This is a genomic window from Cronobacter sp. HA18003 (genome assembly GCF_011605905.1).
Taxonomy (GTDB): domain Bacteria; phylum Pseudomonadota; class Gammaproteobacteria; order Enterobacterales; family Enterobacteriaceae; genus Cronobacter; species Cronobacter sakazakii.
Window position 1 is genome coordinate 1,050,636 of sequence record NZ_JAANQO010000011.1, and the last position, 19,921, is coordinate 1,070,556.

The window sequence follows — 19,921 nt, forward strand, 5'->3', positions numbered from 1 at the left end:
TTTTTCACTCAATTGGAATGTCGATAGTAGCCTGGGCAATTACTATATGATTCTTAACGATATAACACCACACCTTATGACTACCTCTGAACTTTGTATGTTCAGTATGGGTAGTTTGACCTAAAATTATTTGACCTCGAATTTCATCACGTTCTTCAGCCTCTTTACCTCTATTCAATACTTTCCAGTATATGTCATAAGGTTCAGGAATCAGATCTAAACTTGCTTGATTGATCGAGAATGATAAAGTCTTATTAGGAGGTAACCAAGGTCGAGCTATATCCGAAAGGTAAGCTCTAATCGAGCGTTCCCTATACCCACTTTCTTTGACAATACAGTTTACTTCAAGTGGATATCTAATATCGACATCATCAAATTTTTCATCCGTAAATTCTTCCGTATTACGCCATGTGCGGGCAAAATATGATTCATTAACGAAATTATCTGACCCCAGCCCCAGAGAGTCTTGCATTTCCGTTGCTGCTTTAGGAAAAGTAAGTCCGAAAACTTCCCGCCAAAGTTCATGACATTTCTTTGTATAGCCATTCTCGTACGCGTCAATCGCTTGCGTGCATAGTTTGAAGGCACGTTTTGATTGTCGCTGGAAATTTTTGTAGACCTTAACCCTTTGTCCACTGCCTATTGCAGCATAGTGTTCATGAACGTCTTCTTTTTGCAAAAAATCAAAAAAGTCACGGCACATGAAACCATAACTAACCATTCCAGTTTCATCATAATCATCGGTTTGTTTAAGGAACCTCCATGCTAACGTGTCAATAAGAAGTCCTCCCATGTCTACTGTATTTCTGTTTTTCCAAGCTCGCAACATGCGACAAAGATTATGGAGATTACGACTTTTGTTATTTCGGAAATTCCTCATTTCGGTAATTTCCATACGAGGTTTAGTTACCCGCCACCCACCATTACCATTGTCAGCTTTCGTATCAGGGTATTTAAAATGATCTCCGTCAGCAAAGACTGGTTGCACCTCTATATGGAAAGAGTCAAAAACAATCTGCACTACTAATCGATCAACCTTGACTTCTTGCTGCGAAAAGGTTTGTTTTAAAGCATCTTTTACATCACGAAGTAAACGTCGTTGAGGATTCAAACCTACTTGATAAGCCTCCCACAACCCTGAAGGCATAATGTACAGCATATCTAAATCTGACGTTTTGCTGACCGCCGTACGACGACCTGCTGAACCAACCTTCAGTCGATTATTGAAACCGTTTTCAGTTTCCCGAAACCTTATGTTAAGCCTCCTTGTGGCATTTTTATAATGTGTTGCAATTGCCGTCATTCGTTCATTAGGTATTTTCAAATTGTCCAGGAAAATACGAAACATCTCTGCTGTTTGCATCTAATTATCCTTAACTGTCCAGAGGTTACACAATGTGCTGGTACTAACGCTAGTAATCACACCTTTTCATTACTTTCGTAAAATCAAGCACTTTTGAAGCCTGCATTTTAGAAAGCTTTAGAAGGCATACGGAGGCTAATGCTAATACAAAAAGTGTGTTTTTCATCCTTTTTCACACAATTACATAATCTCGAATAAAATACTAATTATATCAATAGACTACACATTGCATAGAGAACTAAAGAAGGTCTTGACCGAGCAAGGAAGGTAGGTAAAAGTTAGGCGGTTGCAACAGATATTCGTAAGCGACTTCTGGAAGCCAATATGAAGAGGTCTCAGCCAAGCAAAAAGTGGGATTAAGTCTTCCTACGATCAAAGGGAACTGGAACATGCATCAAGAATGACGGGCACGTTCCAACAACCCAAAAACAAGACCGCGAGCGAAGCGAGTTCCGTCAAGCGAAGCGAAGACGGATAGTTAGCGTTGATTAAAAAACATACGGAAATGTACTGTTTTTTCTATATATAAAATATAAATATTATAAACAGTACATAGTACACAGACACTCACTACGTTCGTGTCCCTCGCTGCGCTCGGAATTTTGAAGTAATGTATGAATGTATCAGCATAGCAACTATAGTTGAACTATCATGCATCTGACCGAAGCATAAAGTTAACCAGGAACAAATCATGCCTTAAAACGCTCTGAGCGAGGCTGTAAGCGATTTTCATGATATTGGTAATGCGATTGCATACCTTGGAAAGAAAAACGCGCTACGGGCTTCCTGTGCGATATTTACGAATTCAGTACTTTGCTACTCAATTTTGATGTTGAGTACATGCGCGTTCCCTTCCCTGTTTGCGCTTTACCGCGTTCTTTTGCCAGGTAAGAAAGCCAGAATACCGGACCTTCGAGTGATGAAGGATGTTCACGATGAATGACGTAGTGATCGGGATAGTCTTTAGTGGCTTTAGCCAAGTTTACCAGCGTTGCTTTACCACCTGTCAGTTTCATCCAGATTTCCGTAATAATACCAGCGATCCCTCTTTCTGGCGTTCCAAACCATCTTACCGAACGATGTGGAAGTGCAATCCAGCAATGGTAATGGGGTTGTGATGCCTTTTCCTGTTCGCAAACCCAACCGTAAGCAAAATCGATAATAGGTTCCGATAAACCGTTATTCCCAGACCCTAGGCGGTCACGTAATCGTTTGAACAAGTTGCGTATGTATTTGTTACCTGCTTCAACAGAAGTGAACTCAGGGAGGTGGAGATCAAAACGGGTAAGGAACACTCGACTGTAGAGCTTCAGGATTGCGTTCAGTTCGTTGATTGTTGAAATAAGTATGTCATGACGAACACCAGAGCCGATTCTTGTGTTAATCCGGTATGCATGACCATCATGAACAAAGGAGTTGCCATTAATTGTTTTGTAACGTCCGTGTTCATGGTAGACGGTACGAAAACTTGTTGCCGATAAAACCGACGATTCGAATAGGGTTTGTGATTGTTGCATCATTGTTAAATTAACCTTTTTGTACTCAGAAAGAGATCACACCCCCTACATAGTTACTACCTAAAACCACGGTAAAACGATGGCATTTGCGATAGCGCAAAGCCGCCTTGCATCTGACGTTGGGGATGTTTTCGAGGAGAGAAATACTACGGAACAAAGTTTACGGAAATATTTATAATAACTCATTATCATATCAGAAGGAGTGAAAGGGGGCAACGGAAATCATGCCTTGATAAAAGAGGGATGATGATTGTGTGGGGTGTTGGTAACAACGGAGAAATTCAAAGGGATTTACAATCTTGTCTTTGGCTTCCTTCCGGCATACACAGTTGAGTGGGAGCTGTAATTTTCAACATTGCAGTAACCTGATTGTTCACAGTGTACATCGGCAAATATCAATTATACCCATTACACTTCAGTGAATACCGACGGCAATATTATCGATTTTGTGGTTTTCGGCGTACTGCACGGGCTTTCCACCAAATGGTACTGGGTGCCGGTCGTGGCGGGCGTCTGGTTCGTGGTCTATTACGCTATTTTCCGCTTCGCTATCGCCCGCTTTAACCTGAAAACGCCGGGCCGTGAGGCTGATACCGCGGCCGTGAATGTCGCGCCTTCAGGCCACACGGGGAAATCCGGCTATGACGTCCCGGCCATTTTGCAGGCGCTCGGCGGCGCGGAAAATATTACGTCGCTCGATAACTGCATTACCCGCCTGCGTCTTTCGGTAAAAGATATGTCGCGGGTTGACAGCGCCGCGCTCAAGGCGAACCGCGCCATCGGCGTGGTGCAACTGAACCAGCACAATTTGCAGGTGGTGATTGGCCCGCAGGTGCAGTCGGTCAAAGATGAAATGGACAGCCTGATGCAGGCCGTGCAGGCGTAAACCGGGAGGCGACATGTTCGATTTTTCACAGGCCGTGGATCGCCGCGGCACCTGGTGCACCCAGTGGGATTACGTGGCCGACCGGTTTGGCGTGGACGATCTTCTGCCCTTTACCATTTCCGATATGGACTTCCCGACCGCGCCCTGCGTGCTGGAAGCCATATCGACGCGGCTGGCTCACGGCGTGCTCGGCTACAGCCGCTGGAAGAACCCGGAGTTTACCGGCGCGATTGCCCACTGGTACGCCACGCGTTTCGGCTGTGACATTCCGCGCGAGGCGCTGGTCTACGGGCCATCGGTGATTTACATGGTGTCGCAACTCATCCGCCAGTGGTCAGCGCCCGGTGACGAGGTACTGATCCACACGCCCGCCTATGACGCGTTCTGGAAAACCATCGAGGGCAACGGGCGCCGGGTGCTTGGCGCGCCACTGACGCAAACCACGAACGGCTGGCAGTGTGACATGACCGCGCTGGAGGCGCTTCTGGCACGCCCTGAATGCAAAATCATGCTGCTGTGCAGCCCGCATAACCCGACCGGCAAAGTGTGGCGACGAGACGAGCTGGAAACCATGGCGGCGCTCTGCGCGCGTCACGGCGTGCGGGTGATGAGTGATGAAATCCATATGGATATGGTCTGGAGCGATCATCCGCATATACCGTGGTGCGAGGTCGGCCAGGGGCGCTGGGCGCTTTTCTCGTCGGCCTCAAAGAGCTTCAACATTCCGGCGCTGACCGGGGCCTGGGGGCTTATCTCACAGGCTGAAGACCGTGAGACGTATCTTCAGGCGCTGAAAGGCCGCGACGGTCTCTCGTCGCCTGCCGTGTTATCGCTGGTTGCGCATATCGCGGCTTACCGCGACGGCGCGCCCTGGCTTGATGTGCTGCGCGGTTACTTACAGGAGAACCTGCGTTTTGTGGCGGAGCAGCTCAATGGCGCGTTTGCGCAACTTAACTGGCAACCGCCCGAGGCGACGTATCTGGCCTGGATCGATTTAGGGCCTCTGGGGCTTGATGACGAGGCGCTACAAAAGGCGCTGATTGAGTGCGGGAAAGTCGCGATTATGCCCGGATACACCTACGGAGAAGAAGGTCGCGGCTTCCTGCGGCTGAACGTTGGCTGCCCTCGCAGCAAACTGGAGCAAGGTGTGGAGCGGCTAATTTGCGCAATTCGTTCACTTTAAGTGCAAAAGGGGCCGTTACGGCCCCTCTTTTGTTGCGCAACGTAGCATTCTGGCGGCAATTATTTTTATAATGGTATGCACTTTATTCTAAAAAAGAGTGCCATCATGATTGATACCCGCCTTCCCCTTACCGACCTTCATCGCCATCTTGACGGCAACATCCGTGCGCAAACGATTCTCGACCTGGGCCGCCAGTTTAATCTCGCCCTGCCCGCCGATACGCTGGAGACGCTGCGCCCGCACGTGCAGATAACCAAAAATGAACCGGATCTGGTGAGCTTTCTCGCCAAACTCGACTGGGGCGTAAAGGTGCTCGGCTCGCTGGAAGCCTGCCGCCGCGTGGCGTATGAAAATATGGAAGATGCCGCGCGCAACGGCCTGCATTATGTGGAACTGCGTTTCTCGCCGGGCTATATGGCGATGACGCACAACCTGCCGATAGCCGGCGTAGTGGAAGCCGTGATTGACGGCGTGCGTCAGGGCAGCCGCGACTACAGCGTTGACGCTCGTCTTATCGGCATTCTGAGCCGCACCTTCGGTGAAGAGGCGTGCGTGGCGGAGCTGGACGGCCTGCTGGCGCATCGCGACCATATCACCGCGCTGGATCTGGCGGGCGACGAACTGGGCTTCCCCGGCAGCCTGTTCCTGAACCATTTCAACCGTGGGCGTGACGCGGGCTGGCATATCACCGTTCACGCTGGTGAAGCCGCAGGCCCGGAGAGCATCTGGCAGGCGATTCGCGAACTCGGTGCCGAGCGTATCGGTCACGGTGTAAAAGCGGTGGAAGATCCGGCGCTGATGGATTTCCTGGCCGAACAGGGTATCGGGATTGAATCGTGCCTGACCTCCAATATCCAGACCAGCACAGTGGCCTCACTGGCGCACCACCCGCTGAAGACATTCCTGGAGCACAATATTCTCGCCACAATTAATACCGACGATCCTGGCGTGCAGGGCGTCGATATTCGTCATGAGTATGAGGTTGCGGCACCGGCTGCCGGGCTGAGTGCGGCGCAGATCCGCACCGCACAAGAAAACGGCCTGAAAATTGCGTTCCTGACGGACGCCGAAAAACAGGCGCTGGTAGCGAAAGTCAGCGCGGCGTAAGCCGCGCCGCCAGGTCAGGAGGCAGAGGCCTTCTGACCTGTTTTCTGCTCGTTACGGCGCGCATAGCGCTGCGCCATCACCGCACAGACCATCAGCTGGATCTGATGGAAAATCATCAGCGGCAGCACCATGATCCCCACCTGGCTTGCCGGAAACAGCACGTTCGCCATCGGCACACCGTTTGCAAGGCTTTTCTTGGAGCCGCAGAAAACGATGGTTATCTCATCCTCTTTATTAAAACCGAGCAGGCGCGACATCCAGACGTTAATCACCAGCACAATCGCCAGCAGCACCAGCGACACAACGACAACCGCCAGCAGCGCCAGACCCGTCACCTGATGCCAGATGCCTTCCACCACGGCCTCGCTGAAGGCGACATAAACCACCAACAGAATCGATGAACGGTCCGTCATATTGATGAGCTTTTTATGCCTGTCGACCCAGCGGCCAATGAGCGGACGCGACAGATGCCCCACCACAAACGGCACCATCAGTTGCAGAATGATTTTCCCGATAGCTTCAAGCGTATCGGTCTCGCCCTGCTGGGCCTGCATCATCACGCCCACCAGTACCGGTGAGAGGAAAATCCCAAGAATGCTTGACGCCGACGCGCTGCACACCGCCGCCGCGACGTTGCCGCGCGCAACGGAGGTAAACGCAATGGCGGACTGTACCGTCGCAGGCAGCGCGCAAAGATAGAGGAAACCCATATAGAGCGATGGCGGCAGCACGCTGTGCGGGATGAACTTCATCGCCAGGCCAATGAGTGGAAAGAGTACGAACGTACTGAGAAAGACCATCAGATGCAGCCGCCAGTGCCCCATCCCGGCCAGAATCGCCTCGCGGGAGAGCTTCGCGCCATGCATAAAAAACAGCAGCGCGATGGCCGCCGTAGTGAGGTATTCAAATACCGTTTTGACACGCCCTTCGCAGGGAAACAGCGAGGCGACAATCACGACGCCAATCATAATCAGTAAAAATGTGTCAATTTTCAGGCGCTTCAGCCAGTTCATTGTCAGTTCCTTGTCATGTTGCAGGTTAATCTACTTTGCAACAAAAAGCCGATCCTGGCGAGTTATGCGGGTGAAACCGCGCACCTGAGTGACGCGCCGTTTAAAATGGAAGAGGAATTGCCCCGGCGAGGGTACGCCGGAGCGTAAGGCTTAACTGCGTAGACAAACCGCGGCGCGGCGTTTCGCGGATTCAATCCCCGCTTCAATCAACTCCATCACCACGATGGCCTGGCTTGCCGGCACCGGGTTTTCACCTTCGCCACGGATAGCGCTGCGCACAGCAGCGTAATAAGCCGGATAGTTACCCGGCACCGTCAGCAGCGTCTGTTCATCAAGCATCTCGCCGCGCGCCACCGTTAGTACGCCGTCGCGCATGTCGTAACCCCAGTTTTCCTGCGGCGGACGCGTACCCGATTTCAGGCTTTCCTCCTGAGGATCAAGGCCAAACTTGACGTAGCTGCCGCGAGTGCCGTGTACGATATAACGCGCGGACTCCGCTGCCGCCAGCATCGTACCGTGCAGCACAACGCGCCGCTCCGGGTACGCCAGCACGGCGTGGAAATAGTCCGTCGCCTGCGCGCTCGGGCGCAACTCCGCGAGATCGACGTTGATACTGACCGGCAGCCCGAAAAGCTGTACCGCCTGATCCAGCAGATGCGGTGCCAGATCGTACCAGATGCCGCTGCCTGGCCCGGCCTGTTCGCGCCAGCGGTCACGCACCTGAGGGCGGAAGCGGTCAAAATGGGATTCGAAATAAGCGACCTCGCCAATTTGCCCTTCGGCGATAATCTGTTTGAGCGTCAGAAAATCGCTGTCCCAGCGGCGGTTATGAAACACCGACAGCACCAGCCCGGCGCTTTTTGCCAGCGTTTCCAGCTCACGTGCCTGCGACAGCGTGACCGTGAAAGGTTTATCCACCACCACATGTTTCCCGGCTTCCAGCGCCGGTTTCGCGAGCGGGAAGTGGGTATCATTCGGCGTGGGAATGACAATCAGATCAAGATGCGGATCGTTGAACAGCTGTTTTGGGTCCGACACGACCGGCATTCCCGGCCAGTCGGCGTGGACTTTCCCCGCGTCGCTGCTGGAGATGACGGCAAGCTCCATCCCCGGCGTACCTGCGATAAGCGGCGCGTGAAAGGTTTTACTGGCGTAGCCGTAGCCGATTAATCCCACCCGGACGTTATCGTTCATGTTCATTCCTCTGCTGAGTTAACCCCTGTATTTGACACCATTCGCAACGTCGCCTCAACGCTTTCATAACCAAACGAAAATAAACGGCTTATTTCAGAATTTTCATCATTTTCTGCCTTGCGCCAGAATCTTTCTGGTGAAACCGCGCAGGCATTTCCTTCTTTGCTGTCCAATAGCGTCCGACTCACGATGCATCGTGAGCAATTTATTGTTTTGATGAAATAAGCAACACGACTTAAAAGAAATAGCGTGGTGTTTATCGCGTCAATAATGCTATGGCCTGAAGGAAGAATAAAACCGGAACGCGCAAGAGAACGTAGATAAAACACCTGGAAATAGCAGGTGTACCGCCAGGAAACGCGCGACAACCCGAGTGACAGTGCCTGAATCCGGTTTACATATTGTCGTAAAAAGGCCGCCCGGAGGCACAAACAGGATATTGCCAGCTTCCGTGAAGCGCGTTACTCTTTCTCTCCCGAAAGCCGGGCCTGCGTTAATTCTCAAGGAAAACTCTTAAATGTTATTCAGGCTTTTATTAAACCTGCATAATGCCATTTTTGCGTTTATTCTTTACCCGGCCCGCCTCTTCTGGCGAAATCTCATTATTATTTTATTGCGCGGATAACGATTAACATGACCGTTCAGGACTATTTATTAAAGTTTCGTAAAATCAGCACGCTTGAAAGTCTGGAAAAATTGTTCGATCACCTTAATTACACCCTTACGGATAATCAGGAAATTATCAATATGTATCGCGCCGCGGATCACCGCCGTGCCGAACTGGTGTCCGGTGGACGTCTGTTCGATCTGGGTCAGGTGCCGAAAACCGTCTGGCGTTACGTGCAGTAAGGCGTAAAGGTAGCAATCAGACAGAAAATCTTTATAATCTTTGCGCTGTAATTATTCTTTAGCCATTTGTTGAATTTATATCCCGGGAGGTTATATGACCGACGCGTCCCCGATGCGTATCGGAGGCTGGTTGCTCGCCCCTCTCGCCTGGTTATTGATGTCGTTACTCAGCACCACGCTTGCCGTCGCGCTCTATGTGATGGGGCTTGCCTCCCCGCAAGTCCATCAGGCGCTCAGCGCGCAAGGCACTACGCAAGTGCTTTTCTGGTATGGCTCGATGCTGTGCGCCATGGCGATGTGGGGCTATACGCTCTGGCTGACCGTCGCCTTTTTCAAATGCCGTCAGGGTGTGCCGCGCCACTATATTATCTGGCTGCTGCTGACCGTCCTGCTGGCGATAAAATCTTTTGCGTTCTCGCCGGTGAGCGACGCGCTGGCGGTGCGCCAGTTGCTGTTCCCGCTACTGGCCGCCGCACTGCTGGTGCCCTATTTCAAGCGCTCTGCGCGCGTGAAGCAGACGTTTGTCCGGGCAAAATAACCTTACAGATTCTCCGTTGTCGCCCTTTGTCGTATGTCCGATAATGAGCGGCTTTTTTCGTTTCAGGTCGAATAATGACTGATTATTTACTGTTGTTTGTTGGAACGGTGCTGGTCAACAACTTCGTGCTGGTGAAGTTTCTCGGCCTGTGTCCGTTTATGGGTGTTTCCAAAAAACTGGAATCCGCGATTGGCATGGGAATGGCGACCACGTTCGTCATGACCCTTGCGACCATTTTTTCATGGATTATCGATCATCTGATTCTGGTGCCGCTTGAGCTGGTCTACCTGCGTACGATGGCGTTTATTCTGGTTATCGCGGTCGTGGTGCAGTTCACCGAAATGGTGGTGCGCAAAACCAGCCCGGCGCTTTATCGCCTGCTCGGTATTTATCTGCCGCTGATTACCACAAACTGCGCCGTGCTGGGTGTTGCGCTGCTTAGCATCAATCTTAACCACACCTTTATGCAGTCGGCGCTGTATGGTTTCTCCGCCGCGGTCGGCTTCTCGCTGGTGATGGTGCTGTTCGCCGCCATTCGCGAGCGTCTGGTTGTGGCCGACGTGCCGCTGCCGTTTCGCGGCAACGCCATCGCGCTGGTCACCGCGGGCCTGATGTCGCTGGCCTTTATGGGCTTTAGCGGGCTGGTGAAGTTCTGATGGAAATGATTGTTATCGCGGTTGTCGCGCTGACGTTACTGGCCCTGCTTTTCGGCATGCTGCTGGGCTATGCCTCGCGCCGTTTCGCCGCAGAAGAAGATCCGGTGGTCGATCAGGTCGATGAACTGCTGCCGCAGAGCCAGTGTGGCCAGTGCGGCTATCCGGGTTGCCGCCCGTATGCCGAGGCGGTCGCCAACAACGGCGAGCAGATCAACCGCTGCGTGCCCGGCGGCGAGCCGGTGATGCAGAAAATCGCCACGCTGCTTAACGTCGAGCCGCAGCCGCTGGACGGCGACGCCGCCATGGCCGAGCCGGTGCGGATGCTGGCCGTTATCGACGAGCCGAACTGTATCGGCTGCACCAAATGTATTCAGGCCTGTCCGGTGGACGCTATCGTCGGTGCCACCCGCGCCATGCACACCGTGATGAGCGACCTCTGCACCGGTTGTAATCTCTGTGTAGACCCCTGCCCGACGCAGTGCATTGAGCTGCGCCCGGCCGCCACCACGACGGATAACTGGAAATGGGATCTCAACACCATTCCGGTGCGTAACATTCCTGTGGAACAACATGCTTAAGTTATTTTCTGCGTTCAGAAAAGAGAAAGTCTGGGATTTCAACGGCGGCATTCATCCGCCGGAGATGAAAACCCAGTCTAACGGCACCCCGCTGCGCCAGTTGCCGCTGCCGGGCCGTTTTATTATTCCGCTCAAACAGCATATCGGTAGCGAAGGCGAGATCTGCGTGGCACCAGGCGATAAAGTCCTGCGCGGTCAGCCGCTCACCATTGGCCGTGGCCGGATGCTGCCGGTGCATGCGCCTACCTCTGGCACCGTGACGGCGATTATGCCGCACCCGACGGCGCACCCTTCCGCCCTGCCGGAACTCTCCGTGATTATCGACGCCGATGGCGAAGACAGGTGGATTGCTCGCGACGGCTGGAGCGACTACCAGTGCCGCAGCCGCGAAGCGCTGATTGAACGTATTCATCAGTTTGGCGTGGCGGGCCTCGGCGGCGCCGGGTTCCCGACCGGCACCAAGCTTCAGGGCGGCGGCGATAAAATCGAAACGCTGATTATCAACGCCGCGGAGTGCGAGCCCTATATCACCGCTGACGATCGCCTGATGCAAGATTGCGCCGCGCAGATTATCGACGGTGTGCGCATCCTTGCCCATATTCTTCAGCCGCGCGAAGTGCTGATCGGCATTGAGGACAATAAGCCGCAGGCGATCTCAATGATGCGCGCCGTGCTGCACGGCGAGCATAAAATTCGCCTGCGCGTGATCCCGACCAAATACCCGTCGGGCGGCGCTAAGCAGCTCACCCAGATCCTGACCGGCAAACAGGTGCCGCATGGGGGTCGTTCTTCTGATATCGGCGTGCTGATGCAGAACGTAGGTACCGCTTTTGCCGTCAAGCGCGCGATTATCGATGGCGAGCCGCTGACTGAACGCGTAGTGACGCTGACAGGCGAAGCCGTCGGCCGTCCGGGTAACGTCTGGGCGCGTATCGGTACGCCGGTGCGCCACCTGCTGGAACACGCCGGGTTTATCCCGACCAGCGAACAGCTGGTTATCATGGGCGGCCCGCTGATGGGCTTCACCCTGCCCGGCCTTGACGTCCCGGTCGTGAAAATCACTAACTGCCTGCTGGCACCTTCCGCCACTGAAATGGGCGCGCCGCAGGAAGAGCAGCACTGCATCCGTTGCAGCGCCTGCGCCGACGCCTGCCCGGCCGACCTGCTGCCGCAGCAGCTTTACTGGTTCAGCGTCGGCCAGCAGCATGATAAAGCCACCGCCCACAATCTGGCGGACTGTATCGAATGCGGCGCGTGTGCGTATGTCTGCCCGAGCAATATTCCGCTGGTGCAATATTTCCGTCAGGAAAAAGCGGAAATTCGCGCTATCGCCGAAGAAGAAAAACGCGCCGCGGAAGCTAAAGCGCGCTTTGAAGCGCGCCAGGCCCGTCTCGAACGTGAAAAAGCCGCGCGCCTTGAGCGCCATAAAAAATCTGCCGTACAGCCTTCAGGCCAGGATCAGGACGCCATTCAGGCGGCGCTGGCACGTGTTCGCGAGAAGAAAGGCGATGATCAGCCGATCATAGTGGCCGCCGGGGCGAAACCGGATAACAGCGCGGTGATTGCCGCCCGTGAAGCCCGTAAAGCGGAAGCCCGCGCACGTCAGGCGGAGAAAGTGCAGCAGGAAATGGCCGCGAACAGCTCCGTCCCTGCACACGAAGCAACGGAACCGGAAATTGACGCCAGCGCGGAATCCGTCGACCCGCGCAAAGCCGCCGTCGAAGCCGCTATTGCCCGCGCCAAAGCGCGTAAAGCGGCGCAGGCCGGGGAAAACGCGACCGCAGACGAAAAACCCGCCGAACCAATCGACCCGCGCAAAGCCGCCGTCGAAGCCGCTATTGCCCGCGCCAAAGCGCGTAAAGCAGCGCAGGCCGGGGAAAACGCGACCGCAGATGAAAAACCCGCCGAACCAATCGACCCGCGCAAAGCCGCCGTCGAAGCCGCTATCGCCCGCGCCAAAGCGCGTAAAGCGGCGCAGGCCGGGGAAAACGCGACCGCAGACGAAAAACCTGCCGAACCGATCGACCCGCGCAAAGCCGCCGTAGAAGCCGCTATCGCCCGCGCTAAAGCGCGTAAAGCGGCGCAGGCCGGGGAAAACGCGACCGCAGACGAAAAACCCGCCGAACCGATCGACCCGCGCAAAGCCACGGTCGAAGCCGCTATCGCCCGCGCCAAAGCGCGTAAAGCGGCGCAGGCCGGTGAGCGCGCGCAGGCGGCGAATGAAGAAAATGAAGCGGAAGATCCGCGCAAGGCTGCCGTTGCCGCCGCGATTGCCCGCGTGCAGGCGCGCAAGGCTGCCGAAAAGGTTGTTAACGAGGATTAAATGGTTTTCAGAATCGCGAGTTCCCCTTATACCCATAACCAGCGCCAGACGTCGCGTATTATGATGCTGGTGACGCTGGCCACCGTGCCGGGCATCGCCGTGCAGTGGTACTTTTTCGGCTACGGCAGCCTGGTGCAGATTCTGTTAGCCATCGTCAGCGCGCTTGCCAGTGAAGCGCTGGTCATACGCCTGCGCAAACTGCCGCTGAAAAGCCATCTTGGCGACAATTCCGCCCTGCTGACCGGCCTGCTGCTCGGCGTAAGCATTCCCCCGCTGGCCCCGTGGTGGATGGTCGTGCTCGGCACCGCTTTTGCGGTCATCATCGCCAAACAGCTTTATGGCGGGCTGGGTCACAACCCGTTTAACCCGGCGATGATTGGCTACGTGGTGTTGCTTATCTCCTTCCCGGTACAGATGACCAACTGGCTGCCGCCTCAGCAGATCGCCGCTACCGCGCCGGGTTTTCTCGATGCTTTACAGGTCATTTTTCACGGCGTCACTGCCAGTGGCGATACGATGTCGCAACTGCGTCTCGGCATTGATGGCGTGAGTCAGGCGACACCGCTTGATACCTTTAAGACCGGCCTGCATGCAGGTCATCCTGCCGGTGAACTGCTGGCACAGCCGATTTATGGCGGCGCGCTGGCGGGCCTCGGCTGGCAGTGGGTGAATCTCGCTTATCTGGCGGGCGGCCTGTTTCTGCTCGCGCGTGGCACCATCCGCTGGCATATCCCGGTGAGTTTTCTGGTAACGCTCGCGGTGTGCTCGACGCTCGGCTGGCTTATCGCGCCGGAGAAATTCCTGTCGCCGCTGATGCATCTGCTCTCGGGCGCAACGATGCTTGGCGCGTTCTTTATTCTTACCGACCCGGTCACGGCCTCTACCACGAACAAAGGACGTCTGGTCTTCGGCGCGCTGGCGGGCCTGCTGGTGTGGCTGATTCGAAGCTTTGGCGGCTACCCGGACGGCGTGGCGTTCGCCGTGCTGCTGGCCAACATCACCGTGCCGCTCATCGATTACTACACCCGCCCGCGGGTTTATGGTCACCGGTAAGGGGAGCCCATGCTTAAGACGATTCAGAAACATGGCGTGACGCTCGCCGTTTTCGCGGCCCTGACAACCGGGCTGACCGCGATGGTTAATGCGCTGACGAAGACCACCATCGAAGGCCAGGCGGCGCTACAGCAGAAACAGCTGTTCGATCAGGTGCTGCCGCCAGAGATGTATGACAATGATATTCAGCAAAGCTGCTATCTTGTCAGTGCGCCCGCGCTGGGGCGCGGCGAAAAACAGCTATGGGTGGCGCGTAAAGGCGATACGCCGGTGGCGGTCGTGATGCAGGCAACCGCGCCGGATGGCTATTCCGGCGCGATACAGTTGCTCGTTGGTGCGGATTTCAAAGGCACCGTGCTCGGCACCCGCGTGACGGAGCATCACGAGACGCCAGGGCTTGGCGATAAAATAGAAACCCGCATCAGCGACTGGATAACCGGTTTTGCCGGCCAGGTTATCCATGGGCCGAATGATACTCGCTGGGCGGTGAAAAAAGATGGCGGCCAGTTCGATCAGTTTACTGGCGCGACGATTACGCCACGTGCGGTCGTCAACGCGGTTAAACGCGCGGGGCTGTACGCGCAGACGCTGGAGCCGCAGCTTTCCACCCTGCCTTCCTGTGGAGAAAACCCATGAATGACGTGAAATCGATTCTGGTTAACGGGTTATGGAAAAATAACTCAGCGCTGGTGCAGTTGCTCGGCATGTGTCCGCTGCTGGCTGTGACGTCCACGGCGACCAACGCGCTCGGCCTTGGCCTTGCGACCACGCTGGTACTGACGCTCACCAACGCCTCTATTTCCGCGTTTCGCCGCTGGATGCCGGGCGAGATCCGTATCCCCATTTACGTGATGATTATCGCAGCGGTAGTGAGCATCGTGCAGATGTTGATAAACGCCTATGCGTTCGGTCTGTATCAGTCGCTCGGCATTTTCATCCCGCTTATCGTGACGAACTGTATTGTGGTTGGCCGCGCGGAAGCGTTCGCCGCCAAAAACGGCCCGCTGCTCTCGGCGCTTGACGGTTTTGCGATTGGCCTGGGTGCCACCGGTGCGATGTTCGTGCTGGGCTCGCTGCGTGAAATCCTCGGCAACGGCACGCTGTTTGACGGCGCTGACGGCCTGCTCGGCAGCTGGGCGCGCGTGCTGCGCATCGAGGTGTTCCACACCGATACCCCCTTCCTGCTGGCGATGCTGCCGCCTGGCGCGTTTATCGGCCTCGGTATGATGCTGGCGGTGAAATACCTGATTGACGAGCGTATGAAACGCCGCGCCGCGAAGCCGGTTGTCGTGGAGGCCGCGGCGGAAAAAGCGTCATGAATCAGGCAAAACGCATCGAAATCCTTACCCGGCTTCGCGCTAACAATCCGCACCCGACAACCGAACTGCATTTCACCAGTCCGTTTGAGCTACTGATAGCCGTTCTGCTCTCGGCGCAGGCAACCGATGTGAGCGTGAATAAAGCTACAGCAAAGCTCTACCCTGTCGCCAATACGCCCGAAGCGATGCTGGCGCTCGGCGTGGACGGCGTGAAGGAGTACATCAAAACCATCGGGCTGTTTAACAGCAAAGCGGAAAATGTGATCAAAACCTGCCGTATTCTTCTTGAGAAACACGGCGGCGAAGTGCCTGAAGACCGGGCAGCGCTGGAAGCACTGCCCGGCGTCGGGCGTAAAACAGCCAATGTGGTGCTGAACACCGCGTTCGGCTGGCCGACTATCGCGGTTGACACCCATATTTTTCGCGTCAGCAATCGCACAAAATTTGCGCCCGGTAAGAATGTCGACGCGGTGGAAGAGAAGCTGTTAAAAGTGGTGCCAGCCGAGTTTAAAGTGGATTGCCATCACTGGCTTATTCTCCATGGGCGCTATACCTGCATCGCGCGTAAGCCGCGCTGCGGCTCCTGCATTATTGAAGATCTCTGCGAATACGCCGAAAAGGTGTACGAGTAATTCACAACGCGGCGGATGTCACCTTTGGCACATCTGCCGCCCGATTATGCTCCTGCAATCCGTCTCGTTAGGGGTTTTAGCCGTCCAAAATCCCGTCTTAAATCAGTTCGCCAGGTTGATGGTTTTTTTTCGACAGGAATTTTCTATAGATTTGTGAGAATTATCACACTCGCAACATTCTGTTAAATTTCCGTTGCATTATTGGGCTCAAAGCCTTGTGGCACCTCGGTTATCACCGTCACCAATAATATATATATCGGACATTTTCTGATAATCAGGTCTATATGACTGCCTGACCGGCATATCAGCAGAACATATAACCAAATACCGCTTCAGCGCCCGTTTCAGCAGTTAAAAAATCTACAATAGTCATTATCATGAAATTTAACGCTGAGCCTTAGCGGAACGACTGGCGGATTATCCCGCCCGGCTTATATGTAACAGATTATTACAAAAGCCTTGTGCCAGCGGTCAGGATAGTGAACATTACCCGCCGTTTCTCACTTCATATAACAATAAAAGCGCATGCCGCCAGGCACCACGCGCATACCACCCCCGCGGTTAATGCGGGCTGTAAAAAAAGAGGTATATGTGTCGACTGCAAACAAAAAACCAGCAGAAAGCGTGAGTATGAACGCTTTCAAACAACCGAAATCGTTTTATCTGATTTTCTCGATCGAGTTATGGGAGCGTTTCGGTTACTACGGCCTGCAAGGGATCATGGCCGTTTACCTGGTCAAACAGCTGGGTATGTCGGAAGCGGACTCCATTACGTTGTTCTCCTCCTTCAGCGCGCTGGTGTATGGCCTGGTGGCTATCGGCGGCTGGCTGGGCGATAAAGTGCTCGGCACCAAACGCGTCATTATGCTCGGCACCATTGTGCTGGCTATCGGCTATGCGCTGGTGGCGTGGTCTGGTCACGATGCCGGTATCGTTTACTTCGGTATGGCGACCATCGCGGTAGGTAATGGCCTGTTTAAAGCTAACCCGTCGTCCCTGCTCTCAACCTGCTATGAGAAAGATGACCCGCGTCTCGACGGCGCGTTCACCATGTATTACATGGCGATTAACATCGGTTCGTTCTTCTCCATGCTGGCGACCCCGTGGCTCGCTGATAAATTCGGCTGGAGCGTGGCGTTCTCGCTGAGCTTTGTCGGTATGCTCATCACCCTCGTGAACTTCATCTTCTGCAAGAAGTGGGTGAAAGATTACGGCTCAAAACCCGACTTCGCGCCGCTGCACGTGGGCAAATTGCTGGCGACTATCGCAGGTATCGTGGTGCTGGTCGCTATCGCCACCTGGCTGCTGCATAACCAGGGCATCGCACGTATGGTGCTGGGCGTGGTCGCTCTCGGTATCGTGATTATTTTTGCGAAAGAAGCTTTTGCGATGCAGGGTGCCGCGCGCCGCAAAATGATCGTCGCATTTATTCTCATGCTGGAAGCGATTGTGTTCTTCGTGCTGTACCAGCAGATGCCGACGTCTCTGAACTTCTTCGCTATCCGTAACGTGGAACACTCAATTCTGGGTATCGCGTTCCAGCCGGAGCAGTTCCAGGCGTTGAACCCGTTCTGGATCATGATTGGTAGCCCGATTCTGGCCGCTATCTATAACAAGCTGGGCGACCGCCTGCCGATGCCGTTTAAGTTCACCATCGGTATGCTGCTGTGCTCTGGCGCGTTCCTGGTGCTGCCGCTGGGCGCGAAATTCGCCTCGGATGCCGGTATCGTCTCCGTAAACTGGCTTATTCTGAGCTACGCGCTGCAGAGTATCGGTGAGCTGATGATTTCCGGTCTTGGCCTTGCGATGGTTGCGCAGCTGGTGCCTCAGCGCCTGATGGGCTTCATCATGGGTAGCTGGTTCCTGACCACGGCTGGCGCGGCGATGATCGCCGGTAAAGTGGCTAACCTCATGGCCGTGCCGGAAAACGTGACCGACCCGCTGCAGTCGCTGGACGTTTACGGCCGCGTCTTCATGCAGATTGGTATCGCCACCGGCGTTATCGCCGTGCTGATGCTACTCACGGCTCCCCTGCTGAACCGCATGACGCAGGATGATAACGCGACAGAAACGGATACCGCACACGCGTAACCGTTCGGGAAACGTTGTTCAGGCCGTCAGATTTTATGCTGGCGGCTTTTTTTTTACCCGTTCGCGCTCTACCATAATTTAGTTTATTCATGAGAAGGGAGCATTGCCATGAAACTGTTTTACAAAGCCGGCGCGTGTTCGCTTTCGCCGCACATCATTCTGCGCGAAGCCAATATCGATTTTACGCTGGTGGCGGTGGATCTGGCCGCCAAACGCACGGAAACCGGCGAAGACTATCTGACTATCAACCCGAAAGGTCAGGTGCCGGCGCTGCTGCTGGATGACAATACGCTGCTGACAGAAGGCGTGGCTATTGTGCAGTACATCGCAGATCTTGTCCCGGACCGTCAGTTGCTCGCGCCGGTTGGCAGTATGACCCGTTACCATACGCTGGAGTGGCTGAACTATATCGCCACCGAGCTGCACAAAGGCTTTACGCCCCTGTTCCGCCCGGATACGCCGGATGAGTATAAGACCATCGCACGCGCGCAGCTGCAGAAGAAATTCGCGTACGTGAATGAGGCGCTGGCGCAGAAACAGTGGCTGATGGGGCTGCGCTTCAGCGTGGCGGATGCATATCTGTTTACCGTGCTGAACTGGGCGAAAGCGGTCGGGCTTGAGATGCAGGTGTTTGATAATATCGCTGACTACCATGCCCGAGTGAAAGCGCGCCCTGCTGTGGCAGCCGCGCTCAAAGCGGAAGGTCTGAGCGCGTAACACCTGTCAGCGCCGCGTCTGTTGCAGACGCGGCGTTTTTTTACAGTTTCACTGCCGTGAAGTAGTGCTCAGGCTGCGCGATGCCGTCCTGCGCCGCCACGACCTGCAATTCATACTCTTCCATGCGTTTGGTGGTCACCATGATGTCGTAGACCGCCGCCGTCACATGTTCCAGCGCCTCACGAAGCGTCGCGCCCTGTAACAGTTTCACCAGCAGCAGCCCGCTCGTCACGTCACCCACGCCAACCGGCTGACGCGCGCCAAAATCCACCAGCGGGCGGCTGATATGCCAGGCCTCGTCGGATGTCACCAGCAGCATTTCGAAACGATCCTGATGATATCCTGCACGCGCCAGATGTTTTACCAGCACAATTTGCGGGCCGCGGGCGATAAGCTCACGCGCGGTCGCCACCGCCTCATCAACGCTTGCTACCGCATGGCCGCTGAGCATTTCGAGCTCCAGCAGATTCGGCGCGATGATATCACTTGCCGGCAGCGCGAAACGCGCGTGAAACTCCGCCACACCCGGCGCCACGATGCAGCCCTTTTCCGGGTGGCCCATCACCGGATCGCAGAAATATTTCGCCTGCGGATTGGCCGCTTTCACCTGACGGACGATCTCCAGAATATGTTCGCCCTGCTCCGCCGACCCGAGATAGCCGCTCAGCACCGCGTCACAGCGCGACAGCTGGCCGATAGCCGCGATGCCCTGCACGATTTCCGTCAGATGCGACGGCGGCATCACCGTGCCGGTCCACTGGCCATACTGCGTGTGGTTGGAAAACTGCACCGTATTAAGCGGCCAGACATTGGCGCCCAGACGGCGCATCGGGAATTCAGCCGCGCTGTTGCCGGCGTGACCAAACACCACGTGAGACTGAATGGCGAGAATATTCTTCATG

19 protein-coding genes and 1 pseudogene are annotated in these 19,921 nt (G+C 55.0%); 14 read left to right on the plus strand and 6 right to left on the minus strand.

Features of this window, described 5'->3' with window-relative positions:
- Positions 1-4: 4 nt before the first annotated feature.
- On the minus strand, positions 5-1,363 hold the full coding sequence (locus tag G6041_RS06030) for a nucleotide-binding domain-containing protein (protein WP_016537366.1): 1,359 nt from the start codon (positions 1,361-1,363) through the stop codon (positions 5-7).
- A 797-nt stretch (positions 1,364-2,160) separates the two neighbouring features.
- Entirely contained in the window at positions 2,161-2,883 is a 723-nt protein-coding gene (locus G6041_RS06035; protein ID WP_023280002.1) for a YagK/YfjJ domain-containing protein, read from the minus strand.
- Between the two features lie 418 nt (positions 2,884-3,301).
- Here G6041_RS06035 and G6041_RS06040 point away from each other — a divergent pair.
- From G6041_RS06040 to add, 3 genes and pseudogenes are all read left to right on the plus strand, one after another.
- Positions 3,302-3,766: pseudogene (locus G6041_RS06040) on the plus strand (glucose PTS transporter subunit EIIB); the annotation flags it as partial.
- Positions 3,767-3,779: 13 nt separating this feature from the next.
- The gene (locus tag G6041_RS06045) at positions 3,780-4,949 is read left to right on the plus strand and encodes a MalY/PatB family protein (RefSeq protein ID WP_166491636.1); all 1,170 of its coding nucleotides are present in this window, start codon (positions 3,780-3,782) and stop codon (positions 4,947-4,949) included.
- Between the two features lie 105 nt (positions 4,950-5,054).
- The gene (gene add / locus G6041_RS06050; RefSeq protein ID WP_041460516.1) at positions 5,055-6,056 is read left to right on the plus strand and encodes an adenosine deaminase; all 1,002 of its coding nucleotides are present in this window, start codon (positions 5,055-5,057) and stop codon (positions 6,054-6,056) included.
- A gap of 14 nt (positions 6,057-6,070) precedes the next feature.
- Here the strand turns inward: add and G6041_RS06055 are convergent, their stop codons facing one another.
- From G6041_RS06055 to G6041_RS06065, 3 genes are all read right to left on the minus strand, one after another.
- Positions 6,071-7,069: a bile acid:sodium symporter family protein gene (locus G6041_RS06055; protein WP_007891779.1), complete on the minus strand. Its 999-nt coding sequence runs from the start codon at positions 7,067-7,069 to the stop codon at positions 6,071-6,073.
- A 150-nt stretch (positions 7,070-7,219) separates the two neighbouring features.
- Entirely contained in the window at positions 7,220-8,263 is a 1,044-nt protein-coding gene (locus G6041_RS06060) for an oxidoreductase (RefSeq protein ID WP_012124903.1), read from the minus strand.
- Positions 8,264-8,265: 2 nt separating this feature from the next.
- A complete protein-coding gene (locus G6041_RS06065) occupies positions 8,266-8,451 on the minus strand; it encodes a hypothetical protein (protein WP_084999347.1) in 186 nt (61 codons plus the stop codon).
- Positions 8,452-8,896: 445 nt separating this feature from the next.
- Between G6041_RS06065 and ydgT the strand changes: the two genes are divergently transcribed.
- The 11 genes from ydgT (at position 8,897) to gstA (ending at position 19,019) form a co-directional block, all read left to right on the plus strand.
- Entirely contained in the window at positions 8,897-9,112 is a 216-nt protein-coding gene (gene ydgT, locus G6041_RS06070; RefSeq protein WP_004384910.1) for a transcription modulator YdgT, read from the plus strand.
- A 94-nt stretch (positions 9,113-9,206) separates the two neighbouring features.
- Complete coding sequence (locus tag G6041_RS06075) at positions 9,207-9,650, plus strand: DUF2569 domain-containing protein (RefSeq protein WP_004384911.1); 444 nt, start codon at positions 9,207-9,209, stop codon at positions 9,648-9,650.
- 74 nt (positions 9,651-9,724) lie between these two features.
- Complete coding sequence (rsxA, locus tag G6041_RS06080) at positions 9,725-10,306, plus strand: electron transport complex subunit RsxA (protein WP_004384912.1); 582 nt, start codon at positions 9,725-9,727, stop codon at positions 10,304-10,306.
- Positions 10,306-10,884: an electron transport complex subunit RsxB gene (gene rsxB, locus G6041_RS06085; RefSeq protein ID WP_004384913.1), complete on the plus strand. Its 579-nt coding sequence runs from the start codon at positions 10,306-10,308 to the stop codon at positions 10,882-10,884. The genes rsxA and rsxB overlap by 1 nt, the downstream gene beginning before the upstream one ends.
- Positions 10,877-13,207 (plus strand): electron transport complex subunit RsxC, encoded by a 2,331-nt coding sequence (rsxC, locus tag G6041_RS06090; RefSeq protein ID WP_012124904.1) that lies wholly within the window; start codon positions 10,877-10,879, stop codon positions 13,205-13,207. Before rsxB ends, rsxC begins: the two co-directional genes overlap by 8 nt.
- Positions 13,208-14,260, plus strand: a complete 1,053-nt coding sequence (rsxD, locus tag G6041_RS06095) for an electron transport complex subunit RsxD (protein WP_004386085.1) — start codon at positions 13,208-13,210, stop codon at positions 14,258-14,260. It abuts the gene before it with no gap.
- A gap of 9 nt (positions 14,261-14,269) precedes the next feature.
- Positions 14,270-14,896, plus strand: coding sequence for an electron transport complex subunit RsxG (rsxG, locus tag G6041_RS06100; protein ID WP_007849689.1), 627 nt, complete (start codon positions 14,270-14,272; stop codon positions 14,894-14,896).
- Positions 14,893-15,579 (plus strand): electron transport complex subunit E, encoded by a 687-nt coding sequence (locus G6041_RS06105; protein WP_004386086.1) that lies wholly within the window; start codon positions 14,893-14,895, stop codon positions 15,577-15,579. The genes rsxG and G6041_RS06105 overlap by 4 nt, the downstream gene beginning before the upstream one ends.
- Positions 15,576-16,211, plus strand: coding sequence for an endonuclease III (nth, locus tag G6041_RS06110; RefSeq protein ID WP_012124906.1), 636 nt, complete (start codon positions 15,576-15,578; stop codon positions 16,209-16,211). Before G6041_RS06105 ends, nth begins: the two co-directional genes overlap by 4 nt.
- Positions 16,212-16,802: 591 nt before the next feature.
- Complete coding sequence (gene dtpA / locus G6041_RS06115; RefSeq protein WP_032990215.1) at positions 16,803-18,302, plus strand: dipeptide/tripeptide permease DtpA; 1,500 nt, start codon at positions 16,803-16,805, stop codon at positions 18,300-18,302.
- A gap of 108 nt (positions 18,303-18,410) precedes the next feature.
- Positions 18,411-19,019 (plus strand): glutathione transferase GstA, encoded by a 609-nt coding sequence (gstA, locus tag G6041_RS06120; RefSeq protein ID WP_012124908.1) that lies wholly within the window; start codon positions 18,411-18,413, stop codon positions 19,017-19,019.
- Between the two features lie 40 nt (positions 19,020-19,059).
- On the opposite strand, the gene pdxY is transcribed toward gstA, so the two are convergent.
- Positions 19,060-19,920, minus strand: a complete 861-nt coding sequence (gene pdxY, locus G6041_RS06125; protein WP_007891793.1) for a pyridoxal kinase PdxY — start codon at positions 19,918-19,920, stop codon at positions 19,060-19,062.
- Position 19,921: the final 1 nt, after the last annotated feature.